General features: G+C 59.3%; 14 protein-coding genes. 7 read left to right on the top strand and 7 right to left on the bottom strand.

Annotated elements, in window-relative coordinates; genetic code table 11:
* Positions 1–205: 205 nt before the first annotated feature.
* Entirely contained in the window at positions 206–988 is a 783-nt protein-coding gene (locus tag DD236_RS09710; RefSeq protein WP_109094200.1) for an SDR family NAD(P)-dependent oxidoreductase, read from the bottom strand.
* A gap of 329 nt (positions 989–1,317) precedes the next feature.
* On the opposite strand from DD236_RS09710, the gene DD236_RS09705 reads away from it, so the two are divergent.
* The gene (locus tag DD236_RS09705) at positions 1,318–1,932 is read left to right on the top strand and encodes an endonuclease domain-containing protein (protein ID WP_109094199.1); all 615 of its coding nucleotides are present in this window, start codon (positions 1,318–1,320) and stop codon (positions 1,930–1,932) included.
* Between the two features lie 76 nt (positions 1,933–2,008).
* Positions 2,009–2,794, top strand: coding sequence for a pyrroline-5-carboxylate reductase (gene proC / locus DD236_RS09700; protein WP_109094198.1), 786 nt, complete (start codon positions 2,009–2,011; stop codon positions 2,792–2,794).
* On the opposite strand, the gene DD236_RS09695 is transcribed toward proC, so the two are convergent.
* The gene (locus DD236_RS09695) at positions 2,791–3,351 is read right to left on the bottom strand and encodes a coenzyme F420-0:L-glutamate ligase (protein ID WP_109094197.1); all 561 of its coding nucleotides are present in this window, start codon (positions 3,349–3,351) and stop codon (positions 2,791–2,793) included. The two genes, proC and DD236_RS09695, sit on opposite strands and share 4 nt — an antisense overlap.
* A gap of 66 nt (positions 3,352–3,417) precedes the next feature.
* Between DD236_RS09695 and valS the strand changes: the two genes are divergently transcribed.
* Positions 3,418–6,081 carry a valine--tRNA ligase gene (gene valS, locus DD236_RS09690; RefSeq protein ID WP_109094196.1) on the top strand — a complete coding sequence of 888 codons (2,664 nt, stop codon included), beginning with the start codon at positions 3,418–3,420 and terminating at the stop codon, positions 6,079–6,081.
* On the opposite strand, the gene DD236_RS09685 is transcribed toward valS, so the two are convergent.
* Genes DD236_RS09685 through DD236_RS09675 form a run of 3 tightly spaced genes read right to left on the bottom strand, consistent with a single transcriptional unit; the run spans position 6,062 to position 9,219 of the window.
* The gene (locus DD236_RS09685; protein WP_165819889.1) at positions 6,062–7,279 is read right to left on the bottom strand and encodes a multidrug effflux MFS transporter; all 1,218 of its coding nucleotides are present in this window, start codon (positions 7,277–7,279) and stop codon (positions 6,062–6,064) included. The genes valS and DD236_RS09685 overlap by 20 nt on opposite strands.
* 36 nt (positions 7,280–7,315) lie before the next feature.
* Complete coding sequence (locus DD236_RS09680) at positions 7,316–8,056, bottom strand: ATP-binding cassette domain-containing protein (protein ID WP_109094194.1); 741 nt, start codon at positions 8,054–8,056, stop codon at positions 7,316–7,318.
* Positions 8,053–9,219, bottom strand: coding sequence for an ROK family transcriptional regulator (locus DD236_RS09675; protein ID WP_109094193.1), 1,167 nt, complete (start codon positions 9,217–9,219; stop codon positions 8,053–8,055). The genes DD236_RS09680 and DD236_RS09675 overlap by 4 nt, the downstream gene beginning before the upstream one ends.
* 289 nt (positions 9,220–9,508) lie before the next feature.
* Between DD236_RS09675 and DD236_RS09670 the strand changes: the two genes are divergently transcribed.
* Genes DD236_RS09670 through DD236_RS09660 form a run of 3 tightly spaced genes read left to right on the top strand, consistent with a single transcriptional unit; the run spans position 9,509 to position 13,616 of the window.
* A complete protein-coding gene (locus DD236_RS09670) occupies positions 9,509–11,107 on the top strand; it encodes a sugar ABC transporter ATP-binding protein (RefSeq protein ID WP_109094192.1) in 1,599 nt (532 codons plus the stop codon).
* A 14-nt stretch (positions 11,108–11,121) separates the two neighbouring features.
* Entirely contained in the window at positions 11,122–12,474 is a 1,353-nt protein-coding gene (mmsB, locus tag DD236_RS09665) for a multiple monosaccharide ABC transporter permease (protein WP_109094191.1), read from the top strand.
* 29 nt (positions 12,475–12,503) lie between these two features.
* On the top strand, positions 12,504–13,616 hold the full coding sequence (locus DD236_RS09660) for a substrate-binding domain-containing protein (protein WP_109094190.1): 1,113 nt from the start codon (positions 12,504–12,506) through the stop codon (positions 13,614–13,616).
* Between the two features lie 70 nt (positions 13,617–13,686).
* Here the strand turns inward: DD236_RS09660 and DD236_RS09655 are convergent, their stop codons facing one another.
* Entirely contained in the window at positions 13,687–15,663 is a 1,977-nt protein-coding gene (locus tag DD236_RS09655) for an alpha/beta hydrolase family protein (protein ID WP_109094189.1), read from the bottom strand.
* Positions 15,664–15,743: 80 nt separating this feature from the next.
* Between DD236_RS09655 and DD236_RS09650 the strand changes: the two genes are divergently transcribed.
* A complete protein-coding gene (locus tag DD236_RS09650; protein WP_109094188.1) occupies positions 15,744–17,561 on the top strand; it encodes an AMP-dependent synthetase/ligase in 1,818 nt (605 codons plus the stop codon).
* Positions 17,562–17,564: 3 nt separating this feature from the next.
* Here DD236_RS09650 and DD236_RS09645 read toward each other — a convergent pair whose 3' ends face one another.
* Entirely contained in the window at positions 17,565–18,203 is a 639-nt protein-coding gene (locus DD236_RS09645) for an ABC transporter ATP-binding protein (RefSeq protein WP_109094187.1), read from the bottom strand.
* Positions 18,204–18,215: the final 12 nt, after the last annotated feature.

Genomic DNA, 18,215 nt, shown 5'->3' with positions numbered 1-18,215 from the left:
GCTCATTGGGGACGATTCGAGTCCATCCGTCCGGTTCTACTAGGGCGCCGTTTTATTGACGACGACGGCAACCCGTTCTTCCGAATGCTCCCCGGTGATACCTAGACGTCAAGCGTCTAGCCGGATCAACACAACTGGGGCCAGTGTAGCCGTGTGGGCTCACCGGCTTCCACTCCCCGGGGGTGTGCGGTTTGCTACTTGATCCCTACTTGATCGAATCCAGCGCCGTGCGCGGGATCTTCGCGGGAGCGGCGTCCGGTTCGCGGGCCACCGTCCAGCTGTTGGCTTGGGCCACGGGGCGCACCTGAACCAGATCGATATTCACGTGCTTGGGACGGGATAAGGTCCAGAAGATGATGTCTGCGATGTCCTCGGCCACCAGCGGCTCGGCAACTCCTTGATAGACCTTCTCGGCTGCAGCTTCCCCGCCCAGGCGGTTCTTCGAAAACTCTTCCGTCTTCACCATTCCTGGCGCGATCTCAACGATGCGGACGGGTTCTCCCACCAGCTCGATTCGCAGCGTGTTGGCGATCATGCGCTCCGCGTGCTTGGCGGCCGTATAGCCGGCGCCCCCGGGATAGGTTTCGTGGGCGGCTGTGGACGTGAGGAACACTAGATCGCCGCCTTTCTCCCTGAACTGAGGTAGGAGTGCTTGCGTGAGGCGCAGGGTGGCAATCACGTTGATCTCGTACATCCGCTGCCAATCGGTGACCTTGCCCTCGGCCACGGGGTCTTGGCCGAGTGCACCGCCGGCAACATTGACTAGGCCGGCAACCGGGCCATCTCCGAGGAATGCGACCAGAGCATCGATATCCTCTTGCTTGGTCAGATCCGCGGCGAAATGGCTGCATCCCGTCTGCTCCGACAGGCTGGTAAGCCGGGCCTCGCGGCGAGCCGTTGCTATAACCTCGTAACCTTCTGCCGTCAGGCGCCGAACCGTGGCCTCTCCGATCCCGGTTGATGCTCCTGTTACAACGATCCTTGCCATGATGTCCTCCCGTTTTCGTTAGCCATATTCCACCACGTTTTGCCGCGTCTCGCTGTATCCCCAGATGCCCGTGCGCGAAAGTTTTCCACAGATGGCGTGACGTCAGAGTTGCGCGCGGCGGCACTCTCCCATACTGACCTCATGACGGAATATCGAGTCTTTTCCCGGAGCGAACTCCTCGCCCAGTACAGCTCACGCGAGATTGGAGAGTTCGTGGCAGCGGGGCTACTCCAAAGAATTAATCGAGGGTGGTACACGCTCGAATTGGCTGCCTGTCAGGATGCGCCGCCCACGGGCTCTGGGTACCAACATTTCGAGGAACACACGTTGTGTATAGCGATGGGCGCAAGCCGTGCCTCGGCTCGGATTACATCGTTCATCATTCCTCCGGGCCTCTTCCCGCATCTGCCGTCTGCACCCTATCCGATTGCATTACTCAAGTCTGGAAGCACCACGATTCAGAAACCGGGCTGGTTGTAGCCGAATCCGGCATCAATTTAGGTCTCCTAGCGCGCGGGGAAATCGCTACAATCATCGCCGAATTACCACAACGCACCCAAGTTGTCCGGCACTACCTAGATTGGGCCCAATCCGGCAGCGAGACGCGTGTTCGTTACCTCTTTCAGCGGATGGGCGTGAAGGTTCGGGCGCAAGTGGAGATCGATGGCGTGGGGCGTGTTGACCTAGTGGTAGGCGACTGCCTCGTAGTGCAGTGCGACAGAAAGAGACACCACTCAAATCGGTACACATATGAGCAAGACCGGAGGCGCGACCTTGCACTCCGGGATCTGGGTTTCACCGTGACTCAGTTGAGCTATAAACAGATCTGGGACCAGTGGGAGGCAACCCAGCAATCGCTCAGGCGGCAGATCCGACGGCACGAACACCGGGCGGCTCGTAACCAGCAGGCCTATTTTGCCTCACTCACGGGATTCTGTCCTTGAATAATGCGTTAGGCTCGTTATATACGAGGCAATGTCAACATTCAAGAATGAAACGTGCTGATCGGGAGGAAAAGCGATGATCGGGTTCATTGGAGCTGGCGCGATGGGGAGCGCCATCATGCAGGGGGCTATGAGCAAGGGGCATTCTGACATCGTGTTCGCTGAGGCGAACGAAGAACGGGCCCGCGCGCTAACCGAGGAGACTGGTGCGCGCCATGCCACCAACATCGAGGTTGTCCAGGAGGCCAGCGTGGTGATTCTGGCGGTCAAGCCGAACGTCATCAGCTCGGTGCTGGACGAGATCGCGAGCGCAGCCGGCTCCACCGTGTTGGTATCCATCGCGGCGGGAACTACCATCGAAACCCTCGCCGCCCACCTCGAGCCCGGCCAGCCGATCGTCCGCGTAATGCCAAACGTAGCCGCGCAGATTGGCCAATCGATGAGTGCCCTGTGCCCGAACGATCACGTCTCCGCGGACCAGCTCGCTGAAGTCCAAGAAGTGTTTGATGCCGTAGGGCAGACGGAGATTCTCGCGGAGAAGGATTTTGCAACGTTCGCCGCGATCGCGGGTTGTTCGCCGGCCTTCACCTTCGAGTACATCGATGCGATGGCCCGCGCAGCCGTGGCCAACGGCCTACCTAAGGCTCAGGCCGTGCGGATCGCCACCCAGGCGGTAGTAGGAGCGGCCTCGCTAGTTCAAGAGCGCGCCGAGACCCCAGCGAACCTCGCTGACCTGGTCCAATCCCCCGGCGGCACTACGGTTGCCGGCGTGGTAGCGCTAGAGGAAGCGGGCTTTGGGCGCGCCACGGTCAAGGGTGTTCAAGCCGCAATCGACCGCGATATCGCGCTCCAAGGCAACTAGTCCTCCCACTTCAGGATCCCCTGAGCCCCACGGATAACCGCAACGGGGCAGTCGGGGAATTGGTTCATCGCTAACCCTCCCATCGCGGCCAGCGAATCAACGATGGCCTCGCCAGCCTCGGTTGTTAGATCGATCCCGGCGCTCCCGAGGGCCACATCCCGCCGGCCGCGCCCCCGCGAGCGTTCCTTTTCGGACCCAGAGATGATCACACCGGGACGCCCACCAAAACGTGCGGCGAATCCGCGCCGGATCGTTGCTGCCTCCTCATCGGGGTTCTCTGGCCGGAAAAGCGCCATCCGCCGGGGCACATTCCGGAACATGAGGAGGTTGCGGGAATCGAATTCCTCGAACCGCTCCACCATGAGTTCGTCACGATGCGTGTACCGTCCCTGCGCTTTCGCGATGATCTTGCCCGCGATCACAATGACGTCGTCGCCCCAAACGGATAGTCCTCCGTCCGGCCAGACGAGTGTGTTCAGGGATGCGGAGATAACGGCGCATACGTCGTCACCCATCGTGAGGGCAGGGATGCCGCGAACTGGGGCCACCATGTACATGTGTCATAGCCTACTTGTCCGGCGCCCAGCTGGGGGAAGCGCTTCGTTCGTGGGAGAATACTCAACATGACTGATTCGACGAATAAGAAGCGGTCCGAACTCCTCGCTCACACGGAGGTACCGGATCGTGCGAACCTCGATGGCATCGAAGAGCGGTGGACCAGCCGCTGGGACGATGAGCAGACCTACGCGTTCGATCGGAGCGCCACACGTGAGACGGTGTATTCGATCGATACTCCCCCGCCGACGGTTTCGGGTTCGCTCCACATCGGTCACGTATTCTCTTACACGCACACCGATACGGTTGCGCGCTACCAGCGCATGCGCGGCAAGTCCGTGTTCTACCCCATGGGCTGGGATGATAATGGCCTACCCACCGAGCGCCGCGTCCAGAACTACTATGGCGTGCGCTGCGATCCCTCACTTCCGTACGATCCGGACTTCGTCGCGCCGCACGATGGCGGCGACGGCAAGTCCATTAAGTTCGCCGATCAGCAGCCGATCTCACGCCGTAACTTCATCGAGCTCTGCTGGAAGCTGACGGAAACCGATGAGGGCCAGTTCGAGGAGCTGTGGCGCCGCCTCGGCCTTTCCGTAGATTGGCATCAGCATTATCAGACTATCGGCGCGAAGGCTCAGAAAGTTGCTCAGGCCGCATTCCTGAAGAACCTAGAGCGTGGCGAGGCCTATCAGGACCAGGCCCCAGGCTTGTGGGATGTCACATTCCAGACCGCGGTTGCTCAGGCGGAGCTTGAAGCCCGCGAATACCCCGGCGCCTACCACGCCGTTGCCTTCCACGGTGAGGATGGCGAGGACGTCATCATCGAAACCACTCGCCCCGAGCTTCTGCCCGCGTGCGTGGCCCTTATCGCCCATCCCGATGACGATCGCTACCAGCACCTGTTCGGAACCTACGTAACCTCTCCGGTGTTCGGCGTGCGACTGCCCGTTGTGGCCCACCCTGCGGCGGAGATGGACAAGGGCGCCGGCATCGCCATGTGCTGTACGTTCGGTGACCTCACGGACGTCCAGTGGTGGCGCGAACTCTCACTGCCCACTCGCCCAGTTCTGGGGAAGGATGGCCGAATCATCCGCGATACCCCGGACTGGATCACAGATCCGTCCGGACGCGAGATGTACGAGCAGATGGCTGGCAAGACCACCTTCTCCGCCCGCAAGGCGCTCGTTGAGGCGCTTCAGGCTTCCGGCGAGATGATTGGCGAAGCCAAGCCCACCCAGCGCATGACGAACTTCTTCGAGAAGGGCGATAAGCCGCTCGAAATCGTCACCTCCCGCCAGTGGTACATCCGCAACGGCGGCCGCCCTTACGCAGAAGCTAATGGCAAGGATCTGCGCAAGAACCTGATCTCGGCCGGTAACGAGCTCGCCTTCCACCCCGATTTCATGCACGTGCGTTATGACAACTGGGTCAACGGCCTTAACACCGATTGGCTCGTGTCCCGCCAGCGCTTCTTCGGCGTGCCCATCCCGGTTTGGTACAAGGTATCCGATAACGGCGAGGTCCAGTTCGATTCGGTGATCGCCCCGGCCCCTGATCAGCTCCCGATCGATCCGTCCAGCGACGTCCCGGCGGGCTACACCGCGGACCAGCGCGACCAGCCCGGCGGATTCTCCGGCGAGATTGACATTATGGATACGTGGGCTACGTCTTCGCTTAGTGCGCAGATCGTTTCCGGTTGGTTGAACGACGACGATTTGTTCCAGCGCGTCTACCCGATGGATCTTCGTCCTCAGGGTCAGGATATTATCCGCACTTGGCTGTTTAGCTCAATGGTGCGGGCACACCTCGAATTCGGGGAGAACCCGTGGAAGCGGGCGGCGATCTCGGGCTGGATTCTTGACCCCGATCATAAGAAGATGTCCAAGTCCAAGGGCAACGTGGTCACACCGATGAATCTGCTTGAAAAGCATGGTTCGGATGCGGTGCGCTACTGGGCCGCCTCGGCGCGCCTAGGCGTTGACGCTGCGTTTGACGAGCAGCAGATGAAGATCGGGCGCCGCCTCGCCATGAAGGTTCTCAACGCCTCGAAGTTCGCTCTGTCCATGGCTGGCGAGGGCGCTGCGGTTGATCTGGATCCCTCGGCCGTGACCGAACCCGTGGATCGCGCAGTTCTGGCAGGTTTGGCGGACGTGGTGGAAGGAGCAACCAAGGCCTTCGATTCCTATGATCACACTCGCGCGCTCGAACTGACAGAAACCTACTTCTGGACGTTCTGCGACGATTATCTCGAGCTGGTCAAGGACCGCGCTTACTCGGATGATCCCGCGGCCAAATCCGCTCAGGTTGCCCTGAACATCGCGGTGGACACCTTCCTCCGCCTGTTGGCTCCGTTCATCCCGTTTGCCACCGAAGAGGTCTGGTCCTGGTATCGCACATCTTCAGTGCACCTAGCATCTTGGCCCGAGGTGGAGCCACTCCGGCAGGCGGGCGCGGGCGCTGATCCCGAGCTTATTCGAGTGGCTGGCGAGGCCCTGACCGTGCTGCGCAAGGTAAAGTCGGAGAACAAGGTCTCTCAGCGCACCTCGTACGCGTGGGTGAACCTCGCGGTTGATTCGGCAGATAGGGACTTGCTGGATCTGGTCCACGGCGATCTGGTCAAGGCGGCCCACGTGCGCGGCGAACTCGGAATTGAGAATTCCGAAGGCGGCGACGTAACGATTGGCGCTTACGAGCTAGACCCGCCCGAGCCTAAGAAGCCGCGGAAGTAGCGGACCGAAAGCCGAAGGTCACTGCACACACTGTGAGGAGCGAGAAGCAAAACATTACCGTGCCAACTGATAGCGGGGAGATTGCGCCACCGATTTGAACAAGTGGGGCCGTTGAAGCCGCAACAAGCGCTTGGCCTGTTCCGATCACCGCAGATCCACTGCCCTGAGACTCCCGTGGGAGAGCCGCCAGCCCGAGGCTGGTGAGATTCGGCAACACGTGTGCAACCCCAAGCGACGCAATAGTCACTGCGCCCACAAACAGGGCGAGATTGGGATAAAGAAGGCCGCTGACAGTCGCAGCCAGACATCCGGCAACCAACGCGTATGTTCCCGCAATAGTGAGTTGACGCTGTGTAAATCGTCCCAGTAGGCGGGCGTTGATCGCCGAACCCGATACCATCGCGAGCGCGTTGATCGTAAAAACAAGGCCGTATCCGGTCTGACTCAGCCCGAAGACGCTCTGGAGTACAAATGATGATCCTGAGATATAGGCGAAAAGCACACCGAAGGCCGTCACGAAGCCTAAAGCAAAGCACAGGAAAGGCCCAGATCTCAGGACATCAAGAGGTGCGGTCATTGCCCGTCCCACGGAGATTCGGGCCCGCCGTTCACCCGGAAGAGTCTCAGGCACAATGAAGATGGCGAAGACCAACAGGATAGCCGAGTACCCTGCAATCACCCACATGATGCCTCGCCAGCCAATCACCCCCGCGAGGAGCGATCCGAGCACTGGCGCAACGATCGGCAGCACACCCTGAATCATCATCATGAGTGAGAGCTGCTTGGCCAGCCGGAAGCCCCGTGACGTATCCGCCACGATAGCCCGCCCGAGCACTGCCCCGGAAGCCGTCCCTAAACCTTGGATGAGCCGGGCAAGCCACAGGAGTTCGATCGTCGGTGCCACCGCGGCGAGCACGCTACCCGCCACCGCGAGAACTGTTCCCCCGAGAAGTAGGCCGCGGCGCCCCCACAGGTCAGAGAGTGCTCCGATCAGATACTGGCCCACGCCGAATCCGAGCATGAACAGAGTGATAGTGAGCTGAACAGCACCGGAGGAGACGCCAAACTCGCTCCTCATCGCAGGGAATGCCGCCAGATACATGTCCGTGGCCAGCGGGGATGCCCCTGTCAGGCACGCAACCACTATGACGATGTTTAGCGGGGTTCCTTCCGCCGAACTGCTGTTAGCTTTTGACACGGCGCCAAGTATAACGCTAATGGAAGAGGCCCAGCGCTAGCCGTGCACCAGGCCCGTGATCGCCGCAATCACCTGTTCATAGGTAGCATCCTGAGAGCGGAACTCCCCGTTAATACGGCCGTGGCGCAGCACGATGATCCGGTCCGCTACGGCCCGTACATCCTGAAGGTTGTGGCTGATCAAGATGACGCCTTTGCCCATCTCGCGTAGCCCCTCGATGTAGTTGAGAACATCTGCAGTTTGGGAGACGGAGAGGGAGGCAGTTGGTTCATCCATGACAAGGATTCTCGGATCGGCCACGAGGGTGCGTGCAATGGCGACACCTTGGCGCTGGCCACCGGAAAGCTCTACCAACGGAGTGTGCACATCGGGGATTCTGCCCCCGAGTTGGTCTAGGTACCCGTGCGCTAGCCGATCCATCTCTTTGACATCGAGTAGGCCATTGCTCCCCGTGATCTCACGCCCAAGGAAGATATTGGACGTCACGTCAAGGTTTTCGCAGAGTGCCAACTGCTGATAAACAGTGGCAATTCCGTGTGCAAAGGCCTCGCGTGGTGACGCCAAGGCAACAGGTTCGCCGTCCACCAAGATCCGTCCCACGGTAGGTGTGAGTGCTCCGGCAACCATCTGAGCAACTGTCGATTTCCCGGCCGCGTTGTCCCCAACTAGGGCAACAACTTCGTGGCTGTAGACGGAGAAGCTCACATCGTTGACTGCCTGAACGGCCCCGAAGTGTTTTGTCAGATGCTCAACCTGCAGGATTGGCGTCCGGGTCACGATTTCACCGCCTTATTCGCTCGCTCTTGTTCATCGTAGGCGAGCGTCAACGCTCCCACGAGTTCAGATTGCCCCTGAAGTGGCGCTGCCACAAAGGTAACGGTACCAGCGAGGAGTGGCCTGCTCTCAACTGCATCACGCATCGGCCCAAGGAAGAGATCTCCAGTGTTGGAGAGTTCCCCTCCAACCACAACCCTAGAAGATGCGAGCGCGGTCAGTTGATCCGCCAGAACAGCGCCGATCTGAGCTCCCGCATCGCCCACCACCTGCCGGCAACCGATATCACCAGCATTGGCTTCCCGAATAACATCACCAAGTGACGAGTACCCGCGCGAGAGCCTAAGCGATTCCACCAGAACGTCCGCCCCCACTACCGTATTCAGGCAGCCGCGCCCACCACAGTTACAGATGAGTCCGGCCGGATCCACCTGGATGTGCCCGATTTCTCCGGCGCCCCCACGAGTACCCCGGTACAGTCTTCCACCAATGATGATGCCGGCCCCCGTGGTATAGGAGGCGCACACGTAAATCCCGTTCTTGACCCCGCGCAGACCTCCGCGGCGTGATTCTGCAACGGCGGCTGCGTTCGCATCGTTATCAACACTTACGGGCCGGTTCAAGCGACGTCCCAACACCGGCGCGATCTCAATGTCCTCCCACCCCGGAAGAATGCCTGGAACTGAGATCATTCCCGTTTCGGGGTCCACCGGTGCGGCAACGCATACACCCACTGCCCTCAACTCATCCACACTTGCGCCCAGATCCTCAATCAATTCCACGATGAGGAGAGCAGCGCGGTCCAAAGTGGTATCAGCTCTATGTGCCTGTGGTAGTGGCATGTTCTTCGTGCGTTGAACGTTGAGCGACGGATCGGAGATCGCGATTCTCAGCGAGCGCCGCCCCACTTGGACTCCGGCGAGGAGTCCTGTTTGGCGGGCAAGGGACACCAACTGTGCCCGCCTACCAGAATGCACAGTGCTCTCAGTACGGAACATACCCTCAGCAACGAGGCGTTTGACCGTATTCGAGATCGTGGCAGGAGATAGGCCGGTAGCGGCAGTCAGCTCAACTTGGGTGATATGTCCGTACTTACGAACGGTTTCCACAACTCGAGCCGTATTGGCTTCACGTAATGAAGCTTGCGATCCGGGTCCTGTAGTCACGGTCTAACGCTATCATCACTTGTGATTTACCGTCGTCCGTCTCCACCGCAACTTCCTCGCGGGTCCGCCGGTAAACCCCTAGAACCGCGACACCCGCTTCCATAGGTTCGCCCTCAAACGCCGGGCATTTCCGCGAAAAAACACCGGTACACTCAACACATTGGAAACTCCTGAAAAACTCATCAAAGCAATTTGCCTTTACAGCTTGAAGTCAAAGCGCCAAGTGTCTATGCTTCCCAGATAGAACGAATTCCTCGTTCTGTTCCCACAAAGAAGCGCGGGAGTTTATATGGCAAAGCAGCCTCCCCCAATCCTAGAGATGCGTAACATCGTCAAGGAATTCCCTGGCGTGCGCGCTCTAGATAACGTCACCATGACGGTCCAGACAGGGGACATTCACTCCATCTGTGGAGAAAACGGCGCGGGTAAATCCACGCTTATGAAGGTCCTCTCGGGAGTCCACCCCACTGGCACATATCAAGGTGAAATCTACTTCAACGGTGAGCCGGTGAAGTTTCACAACATCAAGGCTTCGGAAGAAGCCGGAATCGTCATCATCCATCAGGAGCTTGCACTGATTCCGGAGCTTTCGGTGACGGAAAACGTGTTCATGGGTTCGGAGATCCGGACACGTGGCCTCATCGATTGGGACGAGGAGCGGCGTGTCACCACCGGCCTCCTTGACCACATTGGCCTTGATATCGATCCCAACACCCCGATCAAGAATCTTGGCGTTGGCCAGCAGCAGATGGTGGAGATCGCCAAGGCGCTGTCCAAGGACGTTAAGCTCCTCATCTTTGATGAGCCTACATCGGCCCTCAATGAGGAAGATTCCGCTAACCTTCTGGAACTCATGCGAGACCTCAAGTCCCGCGGGATTACCTGCATCATGATTTCGCACAAACTCAATGAGATTGCTGCGATTTCGGACGCGGTTACCGTGCTCCGTGACGGCAAGACGGTTGAGACCTACCCGGTGGTTGCCGGAAAGGTAGACGAGGACCGAATCATCCGTTCGATGGTGGGCCGGTCACTCGATAACCGCTTCCCCGATCACTCGCCCAACTATGGCGAGACGATGTTCGAGGTCAAGGACTGGACGGTTGTTCACGAGACGATCCCCGATCGCCTCGCGGCCGATCACTCATCCTTCACCGTACGGGCGGGCGAGGTTGTTGGCTTCGCGGGCCTCATGGGCGCCGGACGAACCGAGCTAGCACGCTCGCTCTTCGGTAACTCCTACGGCCAGTTCCTTGGCGGCCAAATGTGGCTGAACGGCGAGGAGCTGAAACTCAAGAACGTCCAGCACGCTATTCGCAGGGGAATTGCCTATGTTCCCGAGGATCGCAAGACTCTGGGCCTTAACCTCCTCGATTCTGTTGAGAAGACAGTGGTGAGCGCAAACCTTGAGGCGATCGTTCACGGCGGCCTTTTGAATCTGGACGAGCAAACTCAGGTTGCCGAACAGTACCGCGAAGAGCTCCGCATCAAAACGCCAAGCGTGCGCGCAGGCGTTTCCACGCTCTCGGGAGGAAACCAGCAGAAGGTTGTTCTAGCAAAGTGGATGTACCCAGACCCCAACCTCCTGATCTTGGACGAACCCACGCGAGGTATCGATGTGGGTGCCAAGTTCGAGATTTACAAGCTGATCTATAAGCTTGCCGATCAAGGGCGCGGCGTTATCGTCATCTCCTCGGAGCTTCCGGAACTACTCGGCATTTGCGATCGCATCTACACGATCTGCGAAGGCGAAATCACGGGCGTCACCAATGCCCGCGAAACAAACCAAGAGGAACTCATGCGCCTCATGACCCTCACCTCAACCACCGCTACTGACCCAGATGCCACGGATGATACTGACGTCCCGATTGGCGAGGGCGTTAACTGACAAGGACTCACAAGATGAAAAGACTGAGAGAACTCCTCGGGGGCAATCTTCAGCAATACACAATGGTATTGGCGCTGGTTGTTCTTGTTGTTATCTTCGAACTCGCTTCCGGTGGCAAAATGCTCACCCCGTCCAACTTCCAGAATCTGATCTCGGGCAACGCCTACGTTCTGGTGCTCGCGATCGGCATGGTCATGGTGATTGTGGTTGGCCACATCGATCTGTCCGTGGGTTCGGTTTCGGGCCTGGTGGGCATGGTTGTGGCCATCAGCTGCCGCGACTTTGGTGTGCCGTGGTGGGTTGGCCTACTGATTGGCCTCGCCACCGGTATTGCCGTGGGCTGTTGGCATGGCTTCTGGCTCGCCCAAATGGGTATTCCAGGGTTCATTACCACGCTGGCGGGCCTACTGGCTTTCCGTGGCCTAGTCATCTGGATCTCCGGCTCGATTTCCGCACCGGTTCCCTCCGAGTTCAAGACCCTCGGAGCTGGCTATATGCCCGAATGGGGACCCGGCTGGACGATGATGAACAACTCCACCCTACTTCTCGGCATCATCGGAATCGCCTACCTGGTATGGTCCCAGTTCCACAAGCGCGCCAAGGAACTCAAGCGCGGCAACGATGCTCCGATCTGGATACCAGCGACCCGCTCCGTGGCAATCGTCGTAGTGATCGGATACCTCACGTGGCTGTTCGGCTCCGGCCGTCCGGGAACCTCCTTCCCAATCCCAGGTGTGATCTTGTCGGTACTGGTGATCGTTTACCACATCATCACCCAGCGCACCACATTCGGCCGTCACGTCTACGCAGTGGGCGGCAACCGCGCGGCGGCTGCCCTCTCCGGCGTCAACACGAAGAAGACCTACTTCTTGGTCATGCTCAACATGTCCTTCCTCGCGGCCATCGCAGGCATCCTCTTCGTTGGGCGTGCCACCTCGGCCGGCCCGCAGGACGGCAACATGTGGGAGCTTGACGCCATTGCGGCCGTCTTCATTGGCGGCGCCGCAGTATCTGGCGGTATCGGAACCGTATTCGGCTCCGTTATCGGTGGCCTAGTCATGGCGGTCCTCAATAACGGCCTGATGCTCATGGGCGTCGGCCAGGACAAGACGGCCGTTATCAAGGGCCTCGTGCTCCTCATTGCCGTAGCGTTCGATGTGTACAACAAAAACCACGGCAAGCCATCAATCTCCGGCCATCTAGCTAAGAAGATGCAGGCCGGTAAGGGCGGAGAACCCGAAACGGTTCTCTCCCCGGCAAGCGCTGCAGCAACCTCAGCCAGCGCAGAGCCAGGTTCGGCGCCGGCATCCGGCCCCATCGAGCCCGACTCAAATCCGAATGATCCGATACCACCAACAACGAAATAACAAACACCAACCCTTCTGAAAGGAACACAATGAAGCGACGTTTCACAGGGCTAGCTGCAATCGCAGCGGCAACGGCACTTACGCTAAGCGCTTGCTCTTCCGATAATGGCCGCGGCTCAGAGTCCAATGACGATGCCACTGACGATGCAGCGGTAACTGTCTCCGAAGGCGCCACCGTTGGCGTTTCGCTTCCATGGCTGGGCACCCAGAACTGGAAGGAAGCAGACACGATCTTCAAGGCAGACCTTGCTGAGGCTGGCTACAACCCGATCGTTCAGGCTGGCGATAACAAGGTTGCCAATCAGCAGTCTCAGATCCAGGCCATGGTTGAGCAGGGCGCTGAGGTTCTGGTTGTTGGCCCGATTGACGGCACACAGCTCGGCACCGTACTTGAGGATGCTCAGGCTGCCGGCATCACGATCATCGGCTACGACCGCATGATTGAGAATACCGAAGCCGTTGACGGCGTTGTCCAGTTCGGCTCCGTCAAGACCGGTGAGTTCCAGGCGGAGGCACTGCTCCAGGGTCTTGAAGAGGAGAAGGGCGAGGCTCCCTACAACATCGAGCTGTTCGCTGGCGGCCCGGCCGATCCTAACGCTCAGCTGTTCTTCGATGGCGCCATGAGCGTGCTCCAGCCGAAGATCGATGATGGCACCCTCGAGGTTGTCTCTGGCCAGACTGATTTCACGCAGGCCGCAACCCAGGACTGGGATAACGGCAAGGCCCAGTCCCGTATGGATTCCCTGCTTTCCGGCAACTACGCGGATAAGGAAATCGACGGCGTTCTGTCCCCGAACGATGGTATTGCTCGCGCAATCATCACGTCCGCTGAGCAGGCCGGTCAGGATATCCCGGTTGTGTCCGGTCTTGACGCTGAGAACGAGTCCATCGCATGGATCGCATCTGGCAAGCAGTACTCCACGGTTGCCAAGCCCACTCAGGAGCTCGTTGATCAGACCATGGAGATCATCGATTCCCTCGCTGCTGGCGATGGAATGCCCGAGGCTAACGATTCCGCGGATAACGGCGTGAAGGACGTTGACGTTTACGCCCTTGAACCCACGGTTGTGACGCAGTCCAACCTCGAAGAGTTCTTCGCTGATAACGATGACGTCATGGAAATCATCAACGATAACAAGTAGTTGATCCCAGATTGAGTGGGTGGGTACCCGTTGGTGCCCACCCACTTTTTTGTTTGCCGACGACGATTTCCTACCCGAGCAGCCCCGCTCGCTCAAAGCTCTTCCCCAGCAGGTGCTCATCGAGGAAAGCAATGAACGTCTCGTACCAGATCTGTGCGTTGGCGGGCTTCAAGATCCAGTGGCCCTCATCTGGGAAGTAGAGGAACTTGTTCCCCGCTTCGGGGTGCAGCCGCTGCAGATCCTGCCACAGTTCAAGGGCCTGGTTGAAGGGAACTCGGTAGTCCTTATCCCCGTGGATCACGAGCATGGGTGCCTCGATCTTCTGGGCTGAAAGGTGCGGGGACCACAGGCTGGCCTGCGTACCGCCGGTGGGCAGCTCCCCCATCATCCACGTGTACCACTCACCGTTGTCCGTTGCCTTGCTCATGGTCTCGATGTCCCATAGTCCGGCGTGAGTCACGATGCACTTGAAGCGCGTGCCCGTATGGCCGGCCACCCAGTTCGCCATGTATCCGCCGTAAGATCCCCCTGCGAATCCTTGCCGGGCCTCATCAATGTCCGGGCGCGCGATGGCCGCGTCCGCGAGCACCATGATGTCCGTGAACGGCTCGTTACCCAAAGCGTCGTGGCCACGGGAGACCATCTTTTTGCCGTAGCCGGTGGAGATTCCAGGATCGGGCATGAGCACCGCATAGCCTCGGGCCACGAACGGCCACGGGTTCCAGCGCCACGTCCAATCGTTCCACGATCCCCACGGGCCACCGTGCGCAAACACCACGAGCGGGCTTGGCTCGTCCGATTCCGGCACCGCCAGCCACGCCCGTAGCTGTGTGCCATCGAGCGCGGTTGCGGAGATCTCGGTGAGTTCACCGGGGAGCTCAAGATCATCTGTCAAACTCGGCGTCTCGGTTACTGCCCCGCTCTCCGGATCAATGAACACAACTCCCGGCGGCTCTGCCAAAGAGGAGCGCAGCGCCACCAGTTGACCAGCTGAGTAGCTAAGAGAGGAGTAGGCGTATTCGTCGTCGTCGGTAACTAATGTCCCCTCCCCGTTCTCAAGGCGGTAAATACCGCCGCGCCCAACGCGATTCGCGGTAATAAACAACTCCCCGGAATCGGTGATGACGGCACCGGTGGCGGATTCCTCGAAACGGTCTGTCAGCGGCATCAGCTTGCCGATGGCGATCTCATAACGCAGGAGCCCATCGTCCACAACTTGGCCGGCGCGTGGCGGGAGGTAGGAGCCGAGCAGTGCCCAACTGCCGTCAGGAGCAACGGCCTCGATGCCGTAGGACAACTCCGGATCAGCGGCTACCAAAACCGGCTCGCCACTCTCGCGGATACACCACACCTGAGAAGCGCTAGTGATATCGTGCCGGGCGTTCATTGTCAGCAGGAGCGTCGTGCCGTCCCGGCTGGCTTCCACAGATCCTAGCTTCCATTCGTCCACGCCCTCGGGCGCCTCGGGCAGATCTACCTCGGTCAGCTCCAGTTCATCTTCCCCGTATAGTTCGGGCAACGGAGCAACGTAGAGGTGGCGAACGGTCGGGCCGCAATCCTCGTTCCAGCGGCGAATCGGGAAGGAATCATAGAGCACCGCGTTCGTTTTGGCCTCGGAGCGTTGCTTGGCCAGATCATCGGATTCGCTAAGCAATTCTGCGGAGGGCATGAGCGAAGCGGTGACTACAATACCCGTGTCCGTCACGGTGAAGGAGTCCACTCCCTCGAAGCGACGCAACACGACGCGGGCCTCGCCGGACGGCGGGAGCATCCATACCGCCGCACCCTTTTCCTCCTCCTTGCCGTCCTTGCGGGTGAAGTAGACCTCGCCACGCGCGCCGATCGCGAGCAAACTGGCCGATTCACTGCCGTGAGTGAGATAGCGGGTGGAGGTGGGCTCCACACGCACCAGCTGCGTAATAAACGCGGAGCCCTTCTCATCCGGCTCGCTCACCGTTGCTACAACAGTGCCCGAGCGATGGGCGGCAAGGCCAGCGACGCGTCTGGAGCGGACAAAAGCGGGAATGTTATCGAAAGATGACGTCATATTGTCATGCTACATCCGCGAAACCTACGATAAGGTTGGCTAGCAACAGCGCACACTTCACGAGAGGCAGATCTTCGCTGATGAGTTCATCCGAGCGCCGCGTATCTTTCACGCCCGGCAAAATCAAGATCACGGACGAAATGAATATCCCGTGGGTATTTCGCCAGATTGCACGGGATAAGCCGGGTCAGGTGGTGATCGAGCGCAAGTCCTCAATTAACACATGGGTTCCCGTCCAGTGGAAGCAGTTTGAGGACGATTACCGGGCAGTGGCCCGCGGACTCATCACGCTGGGCGTGAAGCCGGGCGATCGCATCGGCATCATGAGCCACACGCGCTACGAGTTCACGCTCTTTGACATGGCGATTTGGTCCGCCGGTGCGCTGGGTGTGCCGATCTACGAAACCGATTCCACCGATCAGGCCCAGTGGATCATCGAGGATTCCCACCTGCGGTTCGTGGTGTGCGAGACGTTCCAGATGGCTTCGATTTTGAAGCCGTTGGTTGAGAAGTTTGACTACTTGGAACAAGTTTTTGTGATCGACGACGACGCCCAGGGCAAGATCGCCGGACTGGGACGCCTCGAAGATGAGCCAGAGATTGATCGCCGCATCGATAACATTCACGCCGATGATCTAGCCACCATCATTTACACATCCGGCACCACTGGGAATCCCAAGGGCGCCAAGCTGAGCCACCGCAACCTTCTTGCTGTGGCGATCAACGGGCCGCTGGACGATAACCTGGCCCACATCGTCTCCGGCAATCAGCGCACCCTGCTCTTCCTGCCGATGGCACACGTGTTTGCGCGGTTCATCAACCTCATGGCGATGTACATCGGCAACGTGATCGGGTATTCGCCAGACACCCGCAATCTTGTCACGGACATGCAGACGTTCAAGCCCACCTACGTACTGGCCGTTCCGCGCGTGTTTGAGAAGATCTACAACGCGGCCGATGCCAAGGCAGGCCACGGGGTGAAGCTCCGGTTGTTCCGCCATTACGCCAAGGTGGCCATCAACTATTCGCGCGCTCTGGAGACCGAGGAAGGACCGAGCGCAGCGCTGAAGGCGGCGCATCATATCGGTGATCGGCTGGTCTACCAGCAGCTTCGCAGCATCACCGGCGGGCACCTAAAGAACGCCATCTCCGGCGGCGCACCGCTAGGCGAGCGGCTCGGCCACTTCTTCCGTGCAGTGGGCATTACAGTGTACGAGGGCTACGGGCTCACTGAAACCTCGGCGCCCACCTGCGTCAACGTTCCCGGCGCCATCAAGGTGGGATCCGTAGGGCGTGCCTACCCCAGCTGCCGTGTCACTACCGATGAAGAAGGCGAGATCCTTGCTAAGGGCGATCACATCTTCGTTGGCTACAACAACAACGAGGAAGCCACAAAGGCGACCTTCACCGAAGATGGCTGGTTCCGTACCGGCGATCTCGGGCACGTGGATGACGATGGCTTCGTGTGGGTGACGGGCCGCAAGAAGGAAATTATCGTGACCGCTGGCGGCAAGAACGTTGCCCCTGCAGTCCTTGAGGATCGGCTGCGCGGGCACCCACTCATCTCCCAGATCGTGGTGGTAGGTGATCAGCGCCCGTTCATCTCCGCGCTGGTCACCGTTGATGCCGAGATGCTACCTGGATGGCTAAAAAACCACGGTTTTGATGCGCTCACCGTTGGCGAGGCCGTCAAGGATCCTCAGGTGCTCGCCTCGATCGATCGCGCCATCAAGCGTGCCAATGAGGCGGTTTCGCGCGCCGAATCGATCCGCAAGTTCACGGTGCTTCCTATCGATTTCACCACGGACAACGGGTACCTCACCCCGTCCCTCAAGGTGAAGCGCAACCTCGTGCTCAAGGATTTCGCGGACACGATCGATAAGATCTACGAAAAGTAGCGCCTAACTGGCGAGCGTGTGGACATGGTCTGCTTCGCTCGCCAGCCGCTCATCGTGGGTTGCGATGAGGACACACGCACCGCGTCCTGCAGCCTTCCGGAGAAGCCCCGTGATGATCTCACGGTTTTCAGCGTCCAGTGAGGCCGTGGGTTCGTCAGCGAAGATGTAGCTGGCCTCTTTGTATAGAGCGCGCGCGATTCCCACACGCTGTTTTTCTCCTCCTGAGAGCACAGAGGCGGCATCCTTCGCTCGGCCTGAAAGCCCCACCACTTCGAGGATCTCGGTGAGCCGATCGTCGGTGTAGGGCCGGTTCCGGAACAGACTTCCAGCCTTGAGCGTGGTGTTGTAGGCCACGCTTTCATCCGATATGAGGCCATAATCCTGATAGATGAAGGCCGCCTTTTTCTGCCAGAACTTGAGCCGGCGGCGATCGGGCCACGCAGCCGCTTCCTGTCCATCAAGGTAGATCTGGCCATCCGTAGGTTTCAAAAGTAGGCCAAGGCAATTGAGCAACGTAGTCTTCCCGGACCCGGATGGACCCACAAGGGCCGTCATCTCCCCCATATTCGCCACTAGATTCTCGCCGGAGAGAACCACATGTTTACCGATCAAAACGCGTAGTTTCGTTGCCTGAATACTCACGATGTTTTGTCC

Source organism: Ancrocorticia populi (genome assembly GCF_003123745.1).
In the GTDB taxonomy this organism is placed as follows: Bacteria; Actinomycetota; Actinomycetes; order Actinomycetales; family Actinomycetaceae; genus Ancrocorticia; species Ancrocorticia populi.
Note: the sequence above shows the minus strand (reverse complement) of the source record. Positions and strands in the feature narration are given on the sequence as shown.